Here is an 18,569-nt window from a genome sequence, read left to right on the forward strand (position 1 = left end):
AAAGCGAGCCCCGGTCATGTCCGGGACTCGCTTTTACTCGTTAAATGGCTTTCGGATTATCGACCACAGGATTAACATCCGCATCGTAATCCACGCCGTCGGTTTCAAAGCCGAACAGCTGGAAGAACTCGCGGCGGTAACCGGCTAGGTCCGTCAGTTCTTCAATATTTTCGCTCGTAACCTTGCTCCACAATTCGGCCACCTCGGCTTGCACGTCATCACGAAGTTCCCAATCGTCGATACGGATGCGCCCCTTCTCATCCACCGGCGTTTCTTGCCCTTTATAGAGACGATCGGAGAATAGACGATAGATCTGCTCGATGCAGCCCTCGTGCAGCCCCTTCTCCTTCATGACTTTGTACAGCGCCGACACGTACAGCGGAACGACCGGGATCGCCGAGCTGGATTGGGTCACTAACGCTTTGCTGACCGTCACATAAGCGCGTCCGCCTCCGGCAGCAAGCTTCTCGTTCAATTTCAGCGCGGTTGCCTCCAGGTGATCCTTGGCTTGTCCAATGGATCCATCCCGATAAATGGCTTTGGTAATTTCGGAGCCGATATAGGAGAACGCAATCGTGGTCACATTAGGAGCCAATACGCCGCCTTCCGCCAGCTCATTCATCCATAGTTCCCAATCATCGCCGCCCATCACCTCAACGGTGTTCTTTACTTCCTCTTCCGTGGCCGGCTCTATCGTTACCTCTGTCACTTCACCCGTATGGAAATTTACCGTCTTGTTGGTATAGGCTGGTCCGATCGGCTTCAATACGGAGCTGACCGTCTCGCCCGTGTCTGGCAGCGTACGGCGCGCCGAAGCAACACTGTACACCACGAGATCAACCTGTCCCAGCTCTTTGCGGATAAGCTCCACCGTCTTGGCTTTGGTCTCTTGCGTGAAAGCATCTCCCGTCACGCTGAACGACTTTAAGCCTGCGGCCTCCGCTGCCTTCTCGAAAGCGACCGAATTATACCAGCCTGCCGAAGCGGTCCGCTTCTCGGTTGCCTGGCTGGGACGATACACACCTACAGTATTTGCCCGGGAGCCGAAGGCGGCAGCAATTCTGGCCGACAAGCCGTACCCGGTGGAAGCGCCGATGACCAGCACATTGCGCGGCCCCTCGATTCCAGGCTGTTTTAACACATAATCAATCTGCTCCTGCACCTGGGCTTCGCAGCCTACAGGATGGGACGTGGTGCAAATAAATCCGCGTGTTCTAGGTTTAATGATCATATTTATATACCTCTCTTCCAGTACTCGTCGTCTGACACCATATGTATGGTCTTTTAAATTTCCTTTCTATTTTAACTGTTTTTTGTGGAGAGAGGAAATCTTTTGACAGGAAAACCAAGAAAACCTCCCTTCAGAGTTATGGAGGCTTAAGCCTGGCATTCCTTCCAAAGAGAGGTTCTGTATGTTTAATGCTCTATATACGTTGCCATTAAATACCTAACGGATTATTTGAATGAAGCATAGCCTTGGTCAGCCATGACCACGCTGCCTGTAATCGCAGCAGCTTCATCCAGAGACACGAGATACACGGTATCCGCTACAACTTCAGGCTGTGTTAATTCTCCGCCCATGACTTTGGCTTTCATGGAATCCAGCATTCCTGAATCTTTATAGCCTTGGATAATCGGTGTATCCACTGCTCCGGGAGCAACGGCAACGACACGAATGCCATATGGTGCCAGTTCAAGCGCAGCCGATTTGCTCATCATGATGACGGCGCCTTTTGTAGCGTGGTAAGCAAATGTGCCAGGTGAAGCCAGGAATCCGAATACGGATGCTGTATTGATGATAACGCCTTTAATACCAAGCTCTTTCATCTTTCTGCCTGCCGCAATAATACCGTAAGCAACCCCGTGCTGATTCACGTTAATGGTGCGATGATAGAGATCCATATTTTGCTCGAGAACCGGTCCAGCCCCGCCAATACCCGCATTGTTGTGCATGACATCGATGCGGCCGTAAAGCTCAACCGCTTTATCCACAAGCGATTCGACGCTTTCTTGTTTGGAAACATCGACTTGAACGAAAGTGGCTTCGCCGCCTTCTTTTTTGATCATGTCCACCGTCTCTTGACCGGCAGCCTCATTATAATCGGCAACGACGACACGATCGCCTTTTCTTGCAAATTTAAGGGAGACCTGACGACCGATTCCGCTCGCTCCGCCGGTAATTACCGCTACACGTTGTTCTGACATTATCAATGACCTCCTAGGGTAAATTAGCGTTATTCTTTGAACATTGTGTGTCCATGTCCTTGTGTTCATTGTAACGCTGCGTTATATTTAAGTAAATTTAAACCTAATTAATATTACTTAACTATAGATTAAGGATGAGGTCATATGAATCTTGAACAACTGGAATATATCGTGGAGACTGCCAAGACAGGATCGTTAACCAAAGCAGCCCAGAATTGCAACGTTACCCTTTCCGCCGTCAGCCAAGCGGTGTCCAGCCTGGAAGCCGAGTTCGGTTTCTCCTTGTTCACCCGATCGCGGCTTGGTGCCGTTCCCACAGCCGAGGGCCAGCGAATTCTCCAGAAAGCCTATGCCATTTTGGAACAATTTCAGGAGCTGAAATCAGAGGCCGAAGGATATTCCAACCTGCTGAGCGGATCTTTGCGGATTGCTACCGTTCCGGTACCCTTAACGCTGTCCATCGATGCCATTATTCAATTCAAAAAAGACTTTCCCCAAATCAAACTCGAAATCACGGAAAAAGCGACTCTTGATATTATTGAGGATATCAAACAAAATCATGCGGATATCGGTTTGATTTTTGTCGATGATTCCATCATTCATCAACACCGCGGCCTCCATTTCGGCAAGCTGCTGGAGAGCAAATTCGTGGTCGGAGTCAGCCGTCAATCTCCACTCGCCATGCGGCAATCGATCACGCCGGAAGAACTGCGTAAGTACCCCTTGGTTCTTTACAAGGATGACAGTCTGTTCAAACTGATGGATGTATTCGAGGAGCAGTACGGGGAAATGGATCTGCTCTTCTCAACCAACCAGACGAGGGTCATACAGAAGGTCGTCGAAGAGAACGTAGCGGTCACGGTTGGGGTCGATTTGTCCTTCTCCAGCTTCACTCCCATACCTTCGGGAAACATCGTAACGCTTGAGCTGGAGATGCCCCCCGGCCACGCTGCTTCTTCATTCGGATGGGTACAGCCCGGAACCCACCATCTGTCGAAGCCGGCCTCGATCTTTCTGGACAAGCTGAAGCATCAGATTGGGTGAACGAAAGCTTTTGCTTCCAATATAAAAAGCCAACCGGCGTAGGCGAGGCTGTTATCCAGTCCCCTGCTCTTCGGTTGGCTTTTTTTAAAATCTGTATTTTAACGTAATGACTCGCTGAGCGTCAAACTCACCGGGCAGTGATCGCTTCCCATCACATGGCAATCGATCTCGGCATCCTTCAGTTTCTCGGTTAAACGGGCGGACGTCAGAAAATAATCGATACGCCAGCCGATATTCCGCTCCCTTACCTTGGCCATATATGACCACCAGCTGTATACGTCCGTGCGATCCGGGTAGAAATAACGGAAGGAATCGATAAAGCCGGCTGCCAGCAGGTCGGTCATTTTGCCCCGCTCTTCCAGCGTGAAGCCGGAGTTGCCATGATTGGACTTGGCATTTTTCAGGTCGATTTCCTGATGCGCCACATTCAAGTCGCCGCATGCGATCACAGGTTTGCGTTCGTCAAGCTGAAGCAAGTAAGCACGGAACCGTTCCTCCCACTCCAGCCGATAATCCAGCCTGCTCAGGTCACGCTTCGCATTCGGCGTATATACGTTCACAAGATAAAAGTCCTCAAACTCCAGCGTGATCACTCTGCCCTCCGGCTCGCTATCCTCCTCCAGACCATAGCGAACGGATAGTTGGGCGATTTTCGTAAATATCGCCGTTCCGGAATATCCCTTCTTCTCTGCATAATTCCAATATTGTTGATACTCCGGCCCCAAATCAAGCTCAATTTGCCCGGCTTGCAGCTTCGTCTCCTGCACGCAAAATATATCGGCATCCGCCTGTTGAAAATAATCCATAAAGCCCTTCGTTACACAGGCTCGCAATCCGTTGACGTTCCATGACACTAACTTCATTTACGCAACCTCCGTGGTATCCATATCGTATTAGCGTGTTGAATCTATGAATCTTCTAAATTCTATTATGTTATCATGTCACGGCTAATACGAACAAGCAGCTTCGGGCGCGTTCATCATAACTTCATGAACAGAAAGAAGAGGCTTGCGTGCATAATCCCGCGCCAAATCAGGAACAACATAAACGTTCGCAAAGTACGATCATTCGTACGTTCGCAATCGATGAGAATCCCACATAAGGAGGAATACAGCATGACAGGCAGAAACAGCAAACCTAAGAACGACGGTCCTTCCAGCAGCCCTGAACGTTTGGACCAATACGGTGATAAGCTTGCTTCCGAGAATGAGGAAGAGTTTACTTCGGCGGCCGAGGAGCACTGTCGGGATCAGGAATAACGGATTTGATAAGACTGTCGATGCACATTCAATAATCACCGCAGCAAAAACACCCATCCATGCCAAGGTAATGAATGGGTGTTTTTCCTACTCAATCATCTGGGCAAACACGATGCCCGTCAGTTATAACCATTCTGCTTCTCGATTCGTTACTCCGTCACCCCGCAGCGGTTGCCGTCTGGATCCGTCAGGGAAAAGCCTCTGAACCCGCCAAAATCCTCAATTTCAGTCACGTCGGCTCCATTGGCAACCAATCGTTGATGAATTTCACTTACATTCGTGGTATGCAGGTTGAAATATTGCCCCACGCCATAATCATTCCTGGGAAAAACCGGATGCTTCACCTCATAGGACCGCACGAGGCAGAAGGATACCTTCTCATCGTTCATTCGCATGATCACCGCATTCGGTTCATCCGTGTGGATCACTTCAAACCCGAGCATATCCGTATACCATGCCGTTGAGCGTTTCAAATCACTCACCGGTACAAAAATGCCAACGCCGTACAAAAGGATTTTTTTCAAAAAAACTTCCTCCTCTTTGATTTGATTATATAGCATCTGACACATAAGAAACGAAATTTCAGGCTATAACCAAACAGCGTCAAAATATAATGTTTTGTTCCGTAAGTTTCCACACGTTTCCATCCGGATCTTCCACGCGTTGCTTGCGATGCGATATAAGTAGGCATTGGACAGATGTTTTCCACGATCGGTTTCAACCGCTCGCATCACCTTTATCATGACATCCTGAAGCAGATCCTCCGCTTCCCATGGATCCCCTGAGATTCGCATACAGTATCGGTGCAGCTTCGCCTGCACATTGGATAAGTCCGGCATATACTTCGGCATCATCATTCCCACCTCGCTAACTAGTTCTGTGAGTGCCCACGTTTTCCTGCTGAATGTTTGCGACGTCCTTGTTCCATATACGCATCCATACAAAAAACCGCCTCCCCACTAATGTGGGAAGACGGCTGATTGCTCGAGCTGACCGCGTTTATTTCACCAAGCTCTCCAGCACGTCATCAATGATCTGGCTGTTGGCAATCGTACCGGTATACAGCCAGCTTGTATCTTTTCCATATTCATAGATGTTGCCGTTCTTAACGGCCGGAATATTCGCCCAGAGCGGATCCTGGAGCACTTCGGCCCCTTCGCCGTCGCTGTTAATAAAGAACAGATGATCCGCGTCGAGCTCGGCCAATTTCTCCAGGGAAATGGAGGACCAGTTGCCCGTAGCCGCTGCCGAGATTTCCTTCACCACGTCCGGCACCGTAAGTCCCAAGTCGCCGTACATAACGGCTCCGCTGGACAACGTCTCGCTAACGACGAACAATTTACCGCCGACAAGCCAAATCGCTGCAGCAGATTCACCGCCGATCGATTGCTGGATTTTCTCCTTGGCATCCTTTGCCTTCTGCTCGTATTGATCGAGCGCCGCTTGCGCTTCCTCCTCCATGCCAAAGATTTCCCCCACTTTCTTCAGCTCTTCGCGCCAATCGTTATTGACCTCATTGCCGATGACGTAGGTTGGAGCAATCTTCTCGTATTGGCTGTACTTGTTGCCTTCTACCATGGAAGCCGAGTCCATGATCAATAAATCCGGCTGGAAGCTCGCTACCGCTTCAAAGGGAAGATCATGCTCAATCGTAGGCACATCCTTCAATGAGTCCTGCAGATAATCCTGGACGCTTCCGCCTTTGACCGACCACTGCGCGATCGGGGTAATCCCTAACGCCACCAGGTTATCCTCCAAGTAAGAAGCAATCACCCGTTTCGGCTCGGCTGGAATTTTCACCTCATGGCCCATGGCGTCTGTCAGTGTCCGTTCCGTCTTGGCTTCTGTGCTTCCTTCGTCCGGCTTGGCTTCGGTGCCGTTGTTCTGGTCACTTGGCGCTTGGGCCTCCGTTGGCTCGTTCCCGGCTGCTTCCTTGCTATTTCCACAAGCTGCAAGCAGCGTGAAAGCTGCCAAAACTCCTGCGATTATCCATATTTTTTTCTTGAACCGACTCATTGTTACAGATCCCCTTTATGTATATTTTTTCTGCCTAGATCACTAGCAATCTTAGGATGAAGTGATATAATAATAACCATGATAATGAAATTCATTCTCAATTACAATACGTTATTTAAAATTTTTTATCAACATGAAGGTTTAGGTGACTATGCAAGCAAATCAGCCCATGAACAAAACAACCGCAAAATCCATCTACCGCCCCAAGACGGCCGCGGCCGTCATTCTGCTGGGGCTTGGTCTGCTGGCTGCCGCGATGGCATCCTCCATTATCTATGGCGCTTCGAATATTAAATTGTCCACCATATGGGAGGCGTTTGTTCGATTCGATGCCCATTCCACCTCGCACCAGATTATCCAGAGACTGCGCATGCCGAGGGCCTTGGCAGCTGCGCTGATCGGCGGTTCCCTGGCTGTTTCGGGAGCCATCATGCAGGGGATGACAAGGAACGCGCTTGCTTCCCCTTCCATTATGGGAGTCACCGCAGGTGCCACTTTCATGATGTCGATCGGGTTTGCCTTTATGGAATCGCCGTCCATCACCGCGCTCATGCTGCTGTCTTTTGCAGGTGCAGGCCTTGGGGCCGGACTCGTACTTCTGATCGGCTCGTTATCCAAGCGGGGACTGACGCCTGTTAAGCTCGCTCTGGCCGGATCAGCCGTTACCGCGCTTCTGAGCTCGATTTCCTCAGCCATTGCCATCCGCTATAACGTTGCCAAGGATATCAGCTTCTGGTATGCCGGAGGCGTGTCGGGCGTGCAATGGGTGAACGTGAAGCTTCTCATCCCCGTCGCGATTGTCGGGCTGCTGATTGCGCTGGCGCTCAGCAGATCCATTACCGTCATGAGCCTGGGCGAAGAGGTCGCTACCGGGCTTGGCCAAAAAACGGGTGTCGTGAAGTTCCTGGGCACGCTTGTTGTGCTGCTGCTCACGGGCGCAGCGGTAGCTGTGGGCGGAACGATCGGATTCGTGGGGCTTGTCATCCCGCATATCGTTCGCTTCATCGTAGGTCCTGACTATCGGCTGATCATCCCTTGCTCCGCTGTCATGGGAGCACTTCTGCTGGTGTTTGCCGATGTGGGGGCGCGGATGATCAACCCTCCGTTCGAGACGCCAGTCGGCGCAATTACGGCCATGATCGGCGTTCCTTTCTTCCTCTATCTTGCACGTCGGGAAGGGAGGGGGCTGTAACGATGAATACAACGCGAAAAATCATGTCCGTGTCGATGATCCTGCTGCTGGCCATATTAGCTGTGTTTCTGGTCAGCCTGAATATGGGAACGATGAAAATCCCGCTGGCTGAGGTCATTAAAGCATTCAACGGGACAGGATCTGAGCAAAATTATACCGTTCTGATGCACTTTCGTTTACCACGCATGGTCATTGCCATCCTGATCGGTGCAGGAATCGCCGTCTCCGGCGCTATTCTGCAGAGTGTTTCGCGGAACGCGCTGGCAGACCCGGGCATCCTAGGTATTAATTCCGGAGCTGGACTGGCCGTCGTGCTGTATATCTTTTATTTCCAGGGCAGCTCGTTCAGCTCCGGCATATGGTCCGTCTATATTATGCCTTTTGCTGCCCTATTCGGTGCGTTTCTTGCCGCCTTTCTCATATATTCGCTGGCCTGGAAGCAAGGTGTAACGCCGATCCGGCTGGTGCTTGTGGGGATTGGCATCAACGCGGCCTTCGGCGCGCTTATTATCGTGTTCCAGCTCATGATGGACCCTAACAATTTCATGCAGGCTACCATCTGGCTGTCCGGAAGCATTTGGGGCGCAAGCTGGGAATATGTCGTTGCGATCCTTCCGTGGATCCTTCTGCTGATTCCCTGGGCAGTGTACAAATCGCAACATTTGAATGTGCTCAACCTGGGGGACCACACGGCAGCGGGACTTGGGGTCACGGTAGAACGCGAGCGAAGAACGCTGCTGTTCATCTCCGTTGCCCTGGCTGGCGCCTGCGTGGCCGTAGGCGGCGGCATCGCGTTCCTGGGACTGGTTGCACCGCATCTGGCGCGTAAGCTGGTGGGTCCCCGCCATCAGGGAATGCTGCCGGTCTCCGCGTTACTCGGCTCGCTGGTGCTGCTTGTGGCCGATATGATCGGCAAGAACTTGATGGCCCCTTCCGAGATTCCGGTTGGATTAGTCGTTTCATGTCTCGGAGCACCCTACTTTATTTATTTGTTGATCAAGGATTAATTGAATGAGTTTAAAAAAGACGGCGATCACCTCCCGAATCCATTCGGAGGTAATCGCCGTTCTTTTGTGTCATGCGCTAAAGCTTGATTGGCGTACATGAGCGAGTGCTATGCACTGCTCTGATTCAGCTCGGAGGCAACCTTTTTATTCCGCAAAACAAAAAGACCGCGTCCGCGGTCTTTCATAAGTTATGCAACTGCGAAGCACAGCTGCGATATTAGTGAGCGCTCACCAGGATCTTCACCTGGTTCTTCTCTTTGAGCAAGGCCTCAAAGCCCCGGTCAATAACCTCATCCAGTTTGATCCGCTGGGTGACCAGCTTATCCGCCGGGAAGAATCCTTTTTCCATCAGGCTGATGACAGCCGGGAATACATCGCGATAACCGATGATACCGGTAATATTACGTTCCTTCATCACGATGTCATTGGGCACGATGGGAGCGGAGGTTTCGAAAATGCTGACAATCATAATCTGACCGCCGATCTTCGTAGAATTGATCGCTTGATTCAGTACGGGCGGAACACCCGTCACTTCAAATGCGACATCTACCCCGCTGCCGGTCCGGCGATGGAGTTCCTTTACCACATCGTAAGCCTTCGGATCAATGACGATAGCCCCCAATTCCTCGGCCTTTTGTTTACGCTCAGCAGACAGCTCCACGGCGTAAATCTCGGACGCCCCTGCTGCCTTCAATGCTTCAATGACGAGCAGACCGATCGGCCCCGCACCGAATACGACCGCCCGGTCCCCTGCTTTCAGCTGGCTTTGGCGTACGGCATACAAAGCGACTGCCGAAGGCTCTACCAGCGCCCCTTGTTCATACGAGACGCTGTCCGGAATTTTATGCACCATATGCTCATCCGCAGCTACATATTCGGAGAATCCGCCGCCACCGCCGGCAAGGCCGAGAAAGCCCATTTCGTCGCACAGATTGTACTTTCCTTGTCTGCAAGCCGCGCATTTTCCGCACGCAAATACAGGCTCAACAACCACGCGGTCACCGGCCTTGAATTTCGTAACGCCTTCGCCAACCTCTACCACCTGGCCGGAAAATTCATGGCCCATAACCACCGGAGCCTGTTCTCCGGTAAGGGTGTGAGGCGTATTCTCAGGTATAAATATAGGTCCGGCCACGTATTCGTGGAGATCACTGCCACAAATCCCGCACCATTCAACCTTGATTTTCACTTTTCCACTCGTTGCTTGCGGCTCCGCAATTGTCTCCAAACGCAGATCCCTTACTCCATGCCAGCGCAATGCTTGCATTGTCTTCATCTCCTTATGGGTTCGAAAAAATAAAAACAAAATAGGAAACGTTTCCGAGATCAAATATGTCACAGTTTTGACAATCTGTCAAACACGATGGACTAAAATGTATGAACAGTCATGGACAACCGGTGGTCAGGGTTCATCGACTTTTTTAAGGACTAGCAGCAATTTATACGCCAACGTCCGCCACACCTCTTTTCTTTGCCGAGGTGTTCGATGAATCGAAGGTATTCTTAATGTTATAATATAGATATTACTCCTTTAGGATTTCGAATCAGTTCAATAACAGGAAACGTTTCCGATATAGAGAGGACTTTTTGAATATGGTGAATCCCAAAAAAGTGACGATTGAAGATGTCGCCAAACAAGCGGGCGTTGGCATTGCAACCGTGTCCCGAGCCATCAACGACAGCAAGGGGATCAGTCCGAAAACGAAAGCACGGATCATGCAGGTGATCGAAGAAATCGGATTTAGTCCGGATACATCGGCTCAAAGCCTGAAGGTTCGGCAGACGAATCAAATCGCCTTGGCCGTGCCTGACATCCGAAATGCGATCATCCCGGAAATCGCCTGGTCGGTGGAACAGACCGCCAAGCAGCACGGATATCGGGTCGTTCAGATCAATACGGCCGGGAATGCCCGAAACGAGCTTGAAATCGTGAGAGATATCAAGAAGCTGCACGTAGACGGCTTGATTATCATGCCGCTGGCTTATCCGAAAACGCTGAGCGACCTGATCAACAAATCCAGCCTCCCCGTCTCAATCATTAATTACGGGAAACAGCTTGGAGATGAGTATAAAGCCGATATCGTCGGCCTGGCACGCCAGGAGGGCAGGCTTGTCATGGAGCATCTGCTAAAAATCGGACGGACCCGCATTGCCTATGCCGGTGCGCCCAAAGATAAAATCGAAGAGCGGTATTGGGCATATGAGCAGTCGCTGACGCAAGTCGATCCGTCGCTTGTCTATTTCGGGGAGGACTTCTCGTTTGAAACGGGGGTTCGTGCAGCGGACTATTTCCATGGCCTGAAGCATATGCCTGACGCCATCTATGCAGTAAACGATATGGTTGCCATCGGCATCGTCAACCGTTTTAAAGAGCTGAAGGTCCGGGTTCCCGATGACGTGGCCGTCGTCGGCATCGATAACAATGTATGGACCACCGTCACGACGCCTCAGATCAGTTCGGTGTCCATCATGGGCGATGAAGTAGCCCGGCTGGCTACGGAATTGCTGCTCAAGCGGCTTCGCGAGCAAAAGTCCGGCCAATACGAACGCGTACAATTTGAACCGAGGCTCATCGTCAGGGAATCCAGCGTGACCGTGATACGAAACGCAACAACCGACTAGGAGCATATAAAGAGCCTGGAACGCGAAGTTCCAGGCTCTTTCCTGCCGCTTTTTAATTGGAATATTGGACGCTTAATGACTTAAGGTATACGCGGCTTCCCAGGGTCGCTAGAAAAACAATATGCGTTACAATAACCTGCCAGCATTTTGCTTCCTAAGCTTTGACTCCTTGAAAAAATCGCGGCAAAAACGAACGGTTCCGCTCCAGCATCTCATCCAGCATGGCTTCCGCGGCATTAACGGAATCGGTGAGCGGATGAGCGCCCAGAGCAAGCAGCGCCTTCTCCCTGCTGCCCGTGACCGCCGCCTCGATGGCCAGGCTCTCGTAGGTCTTCACGGCTTGGATCAGGCCGATCGCCGCAGCCGGCACTCGCTCGACCGGTACCGGCACCGCGCCGTTCTTCGACACGACGCAGTTCACTTCGATACTGGCATCCGCCGGCAGGAAATCCAGTGTGTCGCCGTTCATGACGTTTAGCGTTTGAATCTCGCCGCTATCCGTATGAATGGCCTTCATCAAATTGACAGCCGCCTCGGAGTAATAAGCGCCGCCCCGCTGCTCAAGCTGCTTCGGCTTCTCCGCAAGTTCCGGCCGCTTGTAAATCTCAAACAGCTCGTCCTCAAGACGCTGGACCGTTTCGGCCCTTGTCTCGCCTCTGGCCGCGGCAGCCTGCTGCTCCTCCAGCATCTCCCGGTGGAGATAATAATATTTTAAATAATAGGACGGAATCGCGCCCATCGCCCGAATCAACGTATCGTTCCAGGCAAGCTGCGGCACGTTGCGAGCTGAGTAGCTCCCTCCCGTTGCCAGCAGCTCCTCCAGCTTCGACACTCCATCGACCTCGATCCGGCTGATCCAGTGCAGATGATTCAATCCGGCAAACTCACAGTAGATTCGCTCGACCGGCACCTCGTAAAGCCCGGACAACCACTTGTAAGCCGCGATGGGGGAGTTGCACAAGCCGATGGAGCGGATGCCGGAGTGCTTCATGATGGCTTCCGTTACCATCCCGGCGGGATTGGTAAAATTCAGCAGCCAGGCATCCGGACATAATGCCTCCATGTCCTTGCAAATATCCAATAGCACAGGTATCGTCCGCAGAGCCTTCATCATGCCGCCGGCTCCTGTCGTTTCCTGCCCGAGCATCCTGTATTTCAGGGGGATCGTTTCGTCCCAGCCTCTGGCCTCCAGCAGTCCGACTCGCATCTGAGTCGATACATAATGGGCATTCCTCAGTGCTTCCTGGCGGTCCAAGGTCAACGTAATGCGGATCGGCAATCCGCTTCGCTCAATCATCCGCTGGGCCAGACCGCCTACAATTTCGAGCTTGCGGCGGCCTTCCGGGATATCCACGAGGACGATGTCCGTCACCGGAAACGACTCATAATGATGGATGAAACCTTCAATCAGCTCGGGGGTATACGAGGATCCGCCCCCGATAACAGCAACCTTCAATCCAGTGCCCATTCCACATTCCTCTCCTTCACGGCAAGCTCATGCTGCAATTGTTCATACACGGCTGTGCCCGGAACCACGCCGTTCTCATCCATTGCGAGCAGGACGGCACCCGCTGCGGGCTCAAGGGCCAAAATGCGCACCCGGCTATTCGGGGCTGCCGCAAGAACCTGAGACTCAATATACGGAACGACGTAATCCCTTTCTCCCCGGGTCAGGACGCTGCCGGCCAGCACGACATCGAAGGCGTCATTGCCCATGCCGAGCTTACGAATTACCGCGCTGGCGACCTTCCCCAGCTCCATGCCTTGCCTTTCCAATATCTCTCTTGCAGCTTCATCGGCGGGTGCGGCTTGAAACAGCAATTTCGCCAGTGTATGCGGCGCCCTTCTGCCCTCGTCCAAAAATCGGTGAAACATCTCTTCCACGCTGCCGAACCTAAGTGCATCCAGCGTTAGCGGCGTCAATGAAGTCGGCTTCTCGCGGCCTTCCCAGGAACGAACGACCGTCCGAAACACCTCGACGGCCAGGTCGGCGCCTCCGCCGAAATCGCCGAACGCATAACCGAATCCTCCGATCTGAACCTCCTCGCCTGCCGCGTTGACGCCATAACCGTTCGTCCCGCTTCCGCATATAAGGACGACGCCGTCCCTCTGTCTTGTGCCGGCTCTCATGGCAATGACGGTATCGCAGGCGATATGGTGTTTCTTGAAGCCCATGGCGCCGATCATGGGCCGCAAGATGCGGAAGTCCGCCTCGCGGTCGGCTCCCGCCAGCCCGAACGACGCGCAAGCGATGTCTTCTCGCCCGAGTCCCGCCTGTCCAAGCGCCTCTTCAACGGCCTGCCTGATGCTTGCTTCCGCACGCGCTGCGCCAAGCTGATGGTTGCCGCAGCCGCCCATTCCCTTTCCAGCGATTCGTCCTGTCCCGTCCGCCACGACGGCCAGCGTCTTGCTTCCTCCGCCGTCGACTCCCAAGTAGTAATTCAAGTATGATCTCTCCTATGATGCCCGGCTCATGAAGCTGTCCTGCCCAGCGAATGCCAGCGCATATTCCGCAAGCCCCTGAAGGAATGGACGGCTTCGCCGTGACGTTTATTTCGATGCTTCCAGCTTCTGCTTATTCTCCTGCCATTTTGCTGTTTTGTACTGTAATAGCTTGTCGTAACCCGCTTTTTGCGCATCTGCCTCTGCCTTATCCAGAAGCGAGAGCACTTCCTGATCCGAAGAGGCCGAGCTGATCGCCTTGGCTCTGGCCTGCTCATAAATTTCGAACACGCGCTGCGCAATTATGCCCTCCTCGGAATCGCCTGCCGGATCCAGGTTGGCGTACTCCGTCGTGTTCATCTGCGTCTTCCAGGTAATCTCCGATTGCCAATACGTTTCAAAGTTCCGCTTCTCCGGCGGCAGCGTGGATTCGAATTTCATCTTGGAATTGTCGACATACACCGTGTTGCCGTTCCACTGGAAGTTCACCGTGGCGTTCATCAACTCATCGCGCCCCTTCGCATCGCTGGTGAATTTATCGGTGAACAGCGGCATGTCCTCTTCGTCCGTCCCGTCCCAGTACAAGCCTTCAGGTCCCCACATGATCGTCCGCTGGCCCTCGGGACCAGTGAACCAATCCAGGAATGCAAAGATAGCTTCCGGATCTTTCGCCGCTTGCGTGATGACGCTGACATTCCAGCCTAGCTGCTTGTAATCGCCCGGGAAAATCTTGTCGCGATCCAATCCTTCCTTGTGTACCGGCCATATCATTATGTAACCGGCATCAGGGTCCTGCGCCTTCAGCAGATTGTTGCCCTTGGAACCGAACTCGGTCGGGCTGGAGGCTACATAAACCGCCACGTTGCCGCTCAGAATCTTCTGCTCGACTTGCTCCAGCTTCTGCGTGAAGGCATCCTGCGTAATGAGTTTCTCGCGGTACAATCGGCTCATGTATTGAAGCAGCTCCCGATAAACGGGATCCGTGAACAGCGACACAAGTTGATCCCCCTGGGGTACAGCGATCATACTGTTGAACGTATACGGGCGGTTTTCAGCAAAAGCAGACACCATGATGTCCACGCCCGCTGCCGATTGGCCAACCTCCAGAGGAACGACATCCGGATACTTTGCCTTCACTTGCTTCAAATAGGCGTACAGATCATCCGGCGTTTCCAGTTTTGGCGATCCAAGCTCCTCGTATATCTTTTTATTGACGAGATAGCCGGCATTGCCGTTCGGCTGCGTTGTATACCAGTTCGGGAATTGATACAGCTTTCCGTCCGGCGAGCGAAGCAGATCGAGCGTGGATTCCCCGGCCCATTTTTTCAGATTTGGGTATTTATCCAGATAATCGTCGAACGGCACCAGCATGCCCTCGGCACGCAGCTTCTCGACCTCCGCGCCCCGTTCCATCCATATGACATCCGGCAGCTCCCCGGACACGATCATCGTACTGAGCTTGTTCTTGGCAACGCCGCCGGAGCTGACCGGAACCACGTTAACCTTCTTGTTCTCCTGGATCCACTTGGTTGCAAGATCCGCGCCCCAATCCGGCATCGTATACCAGTCATAGTGGCCATAGAACGAGAATTCCAGCGGCTTCTCTCCCAGCACAAAGTTATCCTCTCCGGCTGGTTTCTCATTGTTTTGCGAGCTTGGGCCTTCCTTCTCCGGGCTTGCGGCATTCCCTCCCGAACCCGAACATCCCGTTAAAGCCATGACGATGACAAGCGTGACTGACCATGCAGATAGAAGCCTTTTTCCCCTTTTTTTCATTCCAAGTGCTCCCTTCATGATTCATCTATGGTCAAAGCTGCCGCTTCAAACCCTTGGCAAGATGGCTGGTGAATTACTCCTTCAAAGAACCGATTAATACGCCCTTCACAAAATACTTCTGAACGAACGGGTATACGCACAGGATCGGAACGGTTGCCACCATCATGGTCGCCATGGACAAGGACTTGGTCGTTACGGCCTTCATCGCGCTCATCCGGCCCTGTGCCGCGGCATCCATGTTCTGCATCTGTTCCATCATGATATTGGCATTGAGGATCTGCTGAAGCTTCGTCTGTATCGGCAGCAGATCCGTGTTGGATATGTAAATGCTTGGCGCAAACCAATCATTCCAATGATACACGGCCGTGAACAACGACAGCGTCGCAACGACCGGTCCCGATAGCGGAAGCACGATTCGGAAGAATACGCCCCAGTTCGAGGAACCGTCGATATGGGCCGACTCCTCAAGGCCGGGCGGAATGCCCTTAAAGAACGTCCGGAATATAATCATATTCCACACGCTGATGATGCCTGGTACGACCATAACCCAGAACGAGTTCATCAGGCCCAGCTCCCGAATAAGCAAATAATTCGGAATGAGTCCGCCGCTGAAGTACATCGTCACGATGCAGGTGACCATATAAAAATTCCGGCCCATCAACTCGCGTTTGGATATGCCATAAGCGAATATGGCGGTTGCTGCAATGGAGAGAAAAGTACCTGTCACCGTACGGAGCACCGAGATGACGAACCCGTCAATGAGGCGCTCGTCCTTGAACACTACGCGGTAATCCTCCAGCGTAAATTCGCGCGGCCAGAACGTAATGCCGCCCTGCATCGTATCGGTCCCCGAGTTAAACGAGATGACGGCAGCGTTCCAGAATGGGTACAGCGCGATAAATGCCAGCAACGCCAAAGAGCCGTAGATGAACCCAACGAATACCCGATCTCCGTTTGACAGCCTCATATGCATCTCTCCCCTTTCTGCCCTACCATAGGCTGTTCCCCGACCGTCGGGCCCAGTAGTTGGCTCCGGCCAACAACAATACGCTGATGATCGCCTTGAATAGACCCGCCGCCGTAGCGTAGGAGAATCGGCTGTTCTGAATGCCAATCCGGTAGACGTACGTGTCCAGCACGTCGCTGACATCCCGCAATACCGGATTGCCTGCCAGCAGCAAAATGTCCTCAAAACCGGCATTCAGGAAGTTGCCGATCGCGAGAATCGAGAACACAACGATGATCGGCATAATGGACGGAATAGTGATGGAGATGATCTGCTTCAGACGGCTCGCACCGTCAATTGAAGCCGCTTCATACAGTTGGGGATTAATGCCCGCAATGGCCGCCAAATACACAATGGAGGAAAAACCGATCTCCTTCCACACATTCGTTACCGTCAGGATGCTCCAGAAGTACTTCGGCTCCGATAGAAAATTGATCGGTTCATCGATCAGGCTCAGCTTCTGCAGCAGAATGTTCAGACTGCCGTTGTCCGTGGACAGAATGGAGATCGCAAAGCCCGAGACGATGACCCACGACAAGAAGTGAGGCAGATAGCTGATCGTCTGGACGATTCTTTTGAAGGAATGCCTCCCTACTTCATTCAGCATTAACGCAAGCAGGATCGGGGCAGGAAACCCGATACACAGCTTCAGCAGGCTGATGACCAGAGTGTTCCGCATAATGGTCCAGAACTCCGGCGCCCCAAAAAACATCTCAAAATGCTTGAAGCCGACCCACGGGCTGTTCAGAAAGCCCTTGAACAGACTGTAGTCCTGGAACGCCATGAGTACCCCGTACATGGGAATGTAGCTGAAAACCAGAATGAACATCATGGCCGGAAGCACCATCAGCTGTATATCCCATTGCTTCAGAAAGCAGCGCAAGCGGCCTTTCTTCATATGCGTCTCCGTCCTGCTGTCGATCCCGATTTGCGGCATTGGCATCTCCCCCTTTTTATTTTGTGTTAGGTTTGTTGACATATTCTTGAGATGCTTGCCACTTTATTGTATCGCCTGACCAGGCTCATTTCTCTGCTTAAACAAGCAAAAACCAGCACTATTTCACTGGTTTTTAGGAATGTTGCTTTTGTGAAGCCTTCGGCGTCATGCCGATGTGCTTTTTGAACAGACGATTAAAATTGGTCAGCGTGCGGAAGCCGCATTCCAGGGCGACGTCCATCACTTTCATATGGCCCCCTTCCAGCATCGTGACCGCCTGCTCCAGCCGAATGTGGATCAGGTACAAGAGGGGCGGCATGCCGACCGCACGCTTGAATATTTCGCTGAACCTGGAAGGACTGAGATAGACCAGGGAAGCCAACTCCTCCAGCGTCCAGGGGTGGGCGAAATTTTGCTCCATCACCATGATGACTTGACGCATTTTCTCCAGCTGCCGTTCGCTGATGCTGGGTTCGCTTCCGCCTTCCCCTTCGATCCGGCACTGCCGGTTTACGGTGGCCAGGAATTGGAGCAGAAGCGAGTATACTACCGTAGCGTAAGACCGCTGTTCCCCCACATGCTCCTCCTGCAGCTCAAACAGCAGCGAACGCAGCTTCCCCATGGCCGGATGGTCGCGGGGGATCAGGTTCATGTAATGCTTGCCCATCTCGCGGAACGGGCTGAACAGCTCCGGATCGAACCGGAGGTTATGGATAAACCAAGTCGAATCAAATGAAATGACGGTCATGACAAGATCCTTCGTCTCGTAAGCGCAGTGAAGATCATTCGAGTTGATGAGCAGTACATCCCCTTGCTGGAATTCAAATTTTTGCCCGTTGATGATGTAGTAACCCATACCGGATTTAATGTAATTTATCTCCAGCACGTTGTGCCAATGAAGCTTCTGATAGGGGCCGGTCACGCCAATCGTATCGGCGACAAAAATCGGATAATTCTTGGCTAATATTACTTTTTCCTTCGGTATCGCTTCTTCCCGCATGATCGATGGCATGATAAATCCCTCCATAACCGATATTTTCTTGTAAGCGTTGCATCCATACAT

Annotated in this window: 18 protein-coding genes; 5 read left to right on the forward strand and 13 right to left on the reverse strand. The window is 52.3% G+C overall.

The window, feature by feature from the left end:
• Positions 1-40: 40 nt before the first annotated feature.
• Both fabV and PLA01S_RS26890 read right to left on the reverse strand, forming a co-directional pair.
• Complete coding sequence (gene fabV / locus PLA01S_RS26885; protein WP_100538866.1) at positions 41-1,231, reverse strand: enoyl-ACP reductase FabV; 1,191 nt, start codon at positions 1,229-1,231, stop codon at positions 41-43.
• A 224-nt stretch (positions 1,232-1,455) separates the two neighbouring features.
• Positions 1,456-2,205, reverse strand: a complete 750-nt coding sequence (locus PLA01S_RS26890) for an SDR family NAD(P)-dependent oxidoreductase (protein WP_127594838.1) — start codon at positions 2,203-2,205, stop codon at positions 1,456-1,458.
• Between the two features lie 144 nt (positions 2,206-2,349).
• Between PLA01S_RS26890 and PLA01S_RS26895 the strand changes: the two genes are divergently transcribed.
• On the forward strand, positions 2,350-3,249 hold the full coding sequence (locus tag PLA01S_RS26895) for a LysR family transcriptional regulator (protein ID WP_127594840.1): 900 nt from the start codon (positions 2,350-2,352) through the stop codon (positions 3,247-3,249).
• Between the two features lie 98 nt (positions 3,250-3,347).
• Here the strand turns inward: PLA01S_RS26895 and PLA01S_RS26900 are convergent, their stop codons facing one another.
• The gene (locus PLA01S_RS26900) at positions 3,348-4,112 is read right to left on the reverse strand and encodes an exodeoxyribonuclease III (RefSeq protein ID WP_127594842.1); all 765 of its coding nucleotides are present in this window, start codon (positions 4,110-4,112) and stop codon (positions 3,348-3,350) included.
• A 252-nt stretch (positions 4,113-4,364) separates the two neighbouring features.
• On the opposite strand from PLA01S_RS26900, the gene PLA01S_RS32155 reads away from it, so the two are divergent.
• Positions 4,365-4,508 (forward strand): hypothetical protein, encoded by a 144-nt coding sequence (locus tag PLA01S_RS32155; RefSeq protein WP_009595787.1) that lies wholly within the window; start codon positions 4,365-4,367, stop codon positions 4,506-4,508.
• A 149-nt stretch (positions 4,509-4,657) separates the two neighbouring features.
• On the opposite strand, the gene PLA01S_RS26905 is transcribed toward PLA01S_RS32155, so the two are convergent.
• The 3 genes from PLA01S_RS26905 to PLA01S_RS26915 form a co-directional block, all read right to left on the reverse strand.
• Positions 4,658-5,032 (reverse strand): VOC family protein, encoded by a 375-nt coding sequence (locus PLA01S_RS26905; protein WP_127594844.1) that lies wholly within the window; start codon positions 5,030-5,032, stop codon positions 4,658-4,660.
• A gap of 63 nt (positions 5,033-5,095) precedes the next feature.
• Positions 5,096-5,359 carry an RNA polymerase sigma factor gene (locus PLA01S_RS26910; protein WP_246059873.1) on the reverse strand — a complete coding sequence of 88 codons (264 nt, stop codon included), beginning with the start codon at positions 5,357-5,359 and terminating at the stop codon, positions 5,096-5,098.
• A 148-nt stretch (positions 5,360-5,507) separates the two neighbouring features.
• Positions 5,508-6,524 (reverse strand): iron-hydroxamate ABC transporter substrate-binding protein, encoded by a 1,017-nt coding sequence (locus PLA01S_RS26915; protein ID WP_127594847.1) that lies wholly within the window; start codon positions 6,522-6,524, stop codon positions 5,508-5,510.
• Between the two features lie 151 nt (positions 6,525-6,675).
• Between PLA01S_RS26915 and PLA01S_RS26920 the strand changes: the two genes are divergently transcribed.
• Together PLA01S_RS26920 and PLA01S_RS26925 are read left to right on the forward strand one after the other, a co-directional pair.
• Positions 6,676-7,716, forward strand: coding sequence for a FecCD family ABC transporter permease (locus PLA01S_RS26920; protein ID WP_127594967.1), 1,041 nt, complete (start codon positions 6,676-6,678; stop codon positions 7,714-7,716).
• Positions 7,717-7,718: 2 nt separating this feature from the next.
• Positions 7,719-8,723: a FecCD family ABC transporter permease gene (locus PLA01S_RS26925; protein WP_127594849.1), complete on the forward strand. Its 1,005-nt coding sequence runs from the start codon at positions 7,719-7,721 to the stop codon at positions 8,721-8,723.
• Positions 8,724-8,940: 217 nt separating this feature from the next.
• Here PLA01S_RS26925 and PLA01S_RS26930 read toward each other — a convergent pair whose 3' ends face one another.
• On the reverse strand, positions 8,941-9,990 hold the full coding sequence (locus tag PLA01S_RS26930) for a 2,3-butanediol dehydrogenase (RefSeq protein ID WP_127594851.1): 1,050 nt from the start codon (positions 9,988-9,990) through the stop codon (positions 8,941-8,943).
• Between the two features lie 326 nt (positions 9,991-10,316).
• On the opposite strand from PLA01S_RS26930, the gene PLA01S_RS26935 reads away from it, so the two are divergent.
• Entirely contained in the window at positions 10,317-11,345 is a 1,029-nt protein-coding gene (locus tag PLA01S_RS26935) for a LacI family DNA-binding transcriptional regulator (RefSeq protein WP_127594853.1), read from the forward strand.
• Between the two features lie 154 nt (positions 11,346-11,499).
• Here PLA01S_RS26935 and PLA01S_RS26940 read toward each other — a convergent pair whose 3' ends face one another.
• The 6 genes from PLA01S_RS26940 to PLA01S_RS26965 all read right to left on the reverse strand — a co-directional run bounded on the left by PLA01S_RS26940 (position 11,500) and on the right by PLA01S_RS26965 (position 18,518).
• Complete coding sequence (locus PLA01S_RS26940; RefSeq protein ID WP_127594855.1) at positions 11,500-12,813, reverse strand: 6-phospho-beta-glucosidase; 1,314 nt, start codon at positions 12,811-12,813, stop codon at positions 11,500-11,502.
• Positions 12,798-13,790 (reverse strand): N-acetylglucosamine kinase, encoded by a 993-nt coding sequence (locus tag PLA01S_RS26945; RefSeq protein ID WP_127594857.1) that lies wholly within the window; start codon positions 13,788-13,790, stop codon positions 12,798-12,800. The genes PLA01S_RS26940 and PLA01S_RS26945 overlap by 16 nt, the downstream gene beginning before the upstream one ends.
• 105 nt (positions 13,791-13,895) lie before the next feature.
• Positions 13,896-15,563, reverse strand: a complete 1,668-nt coding sequence (locus PLA01S_RS26950; protein ID WP_127594859.1) for an extracellular solute-binding protein — start codon at positions 15,561-15,563, stop codon at positions 13,896-13,898.
• Between the two features lie 73 nt (positions 15,564-15,636).
• Positions 15,637-16,530, reverse strand: a complete 894-nt coding sequence (locus tag PLA01S_RS26955; RefSeq protein WP_127594861.1) for a carbohydrate ABC transporter permease — start codon at positions 16,528-16,530, stop codon at positions 15,637-15,639.
• A 22-nt stretch (positions 16,531-16,552) separates the two neighbouring features.
• A complete protein-coding gene (locus PLA01S_RS26960; RefSeq protein ID WP_371860462.1) occupies positions 16,553-17,467 on the reverse strand; it encodes an ABC transporter permease in 915 nt (304 codons plus the stop codon).
• A 172-nt stretch (positions 17,468-17,639) separates the two neighbouring features.
• The gene (locus PLA01S_RS26965) at positions 17,640-18,518 is read right to left on the reverse strand and encodes an AraC family transcriptional regulator (RefSeq protein WP_127594865.1); all 879 of its coding nucleotides are present in this window, start codon (positions 18,516-18,518) and stop codon (positions 17,640-17,642) included.
• Positions 18,519-18,569 lie beyond the last annotated feature (51 nt).

This window comes from Paenibacillus lautus NBRC 15380 (assembly GCF_004000945.1).
Classification (GTDB): domain Bacteria; phylum Bacillota; class Bacilli; order Paenibacillales; family Paenibacillaceae; genus Paenibacillus_AQ; species Paenibacillus_AQ lautus.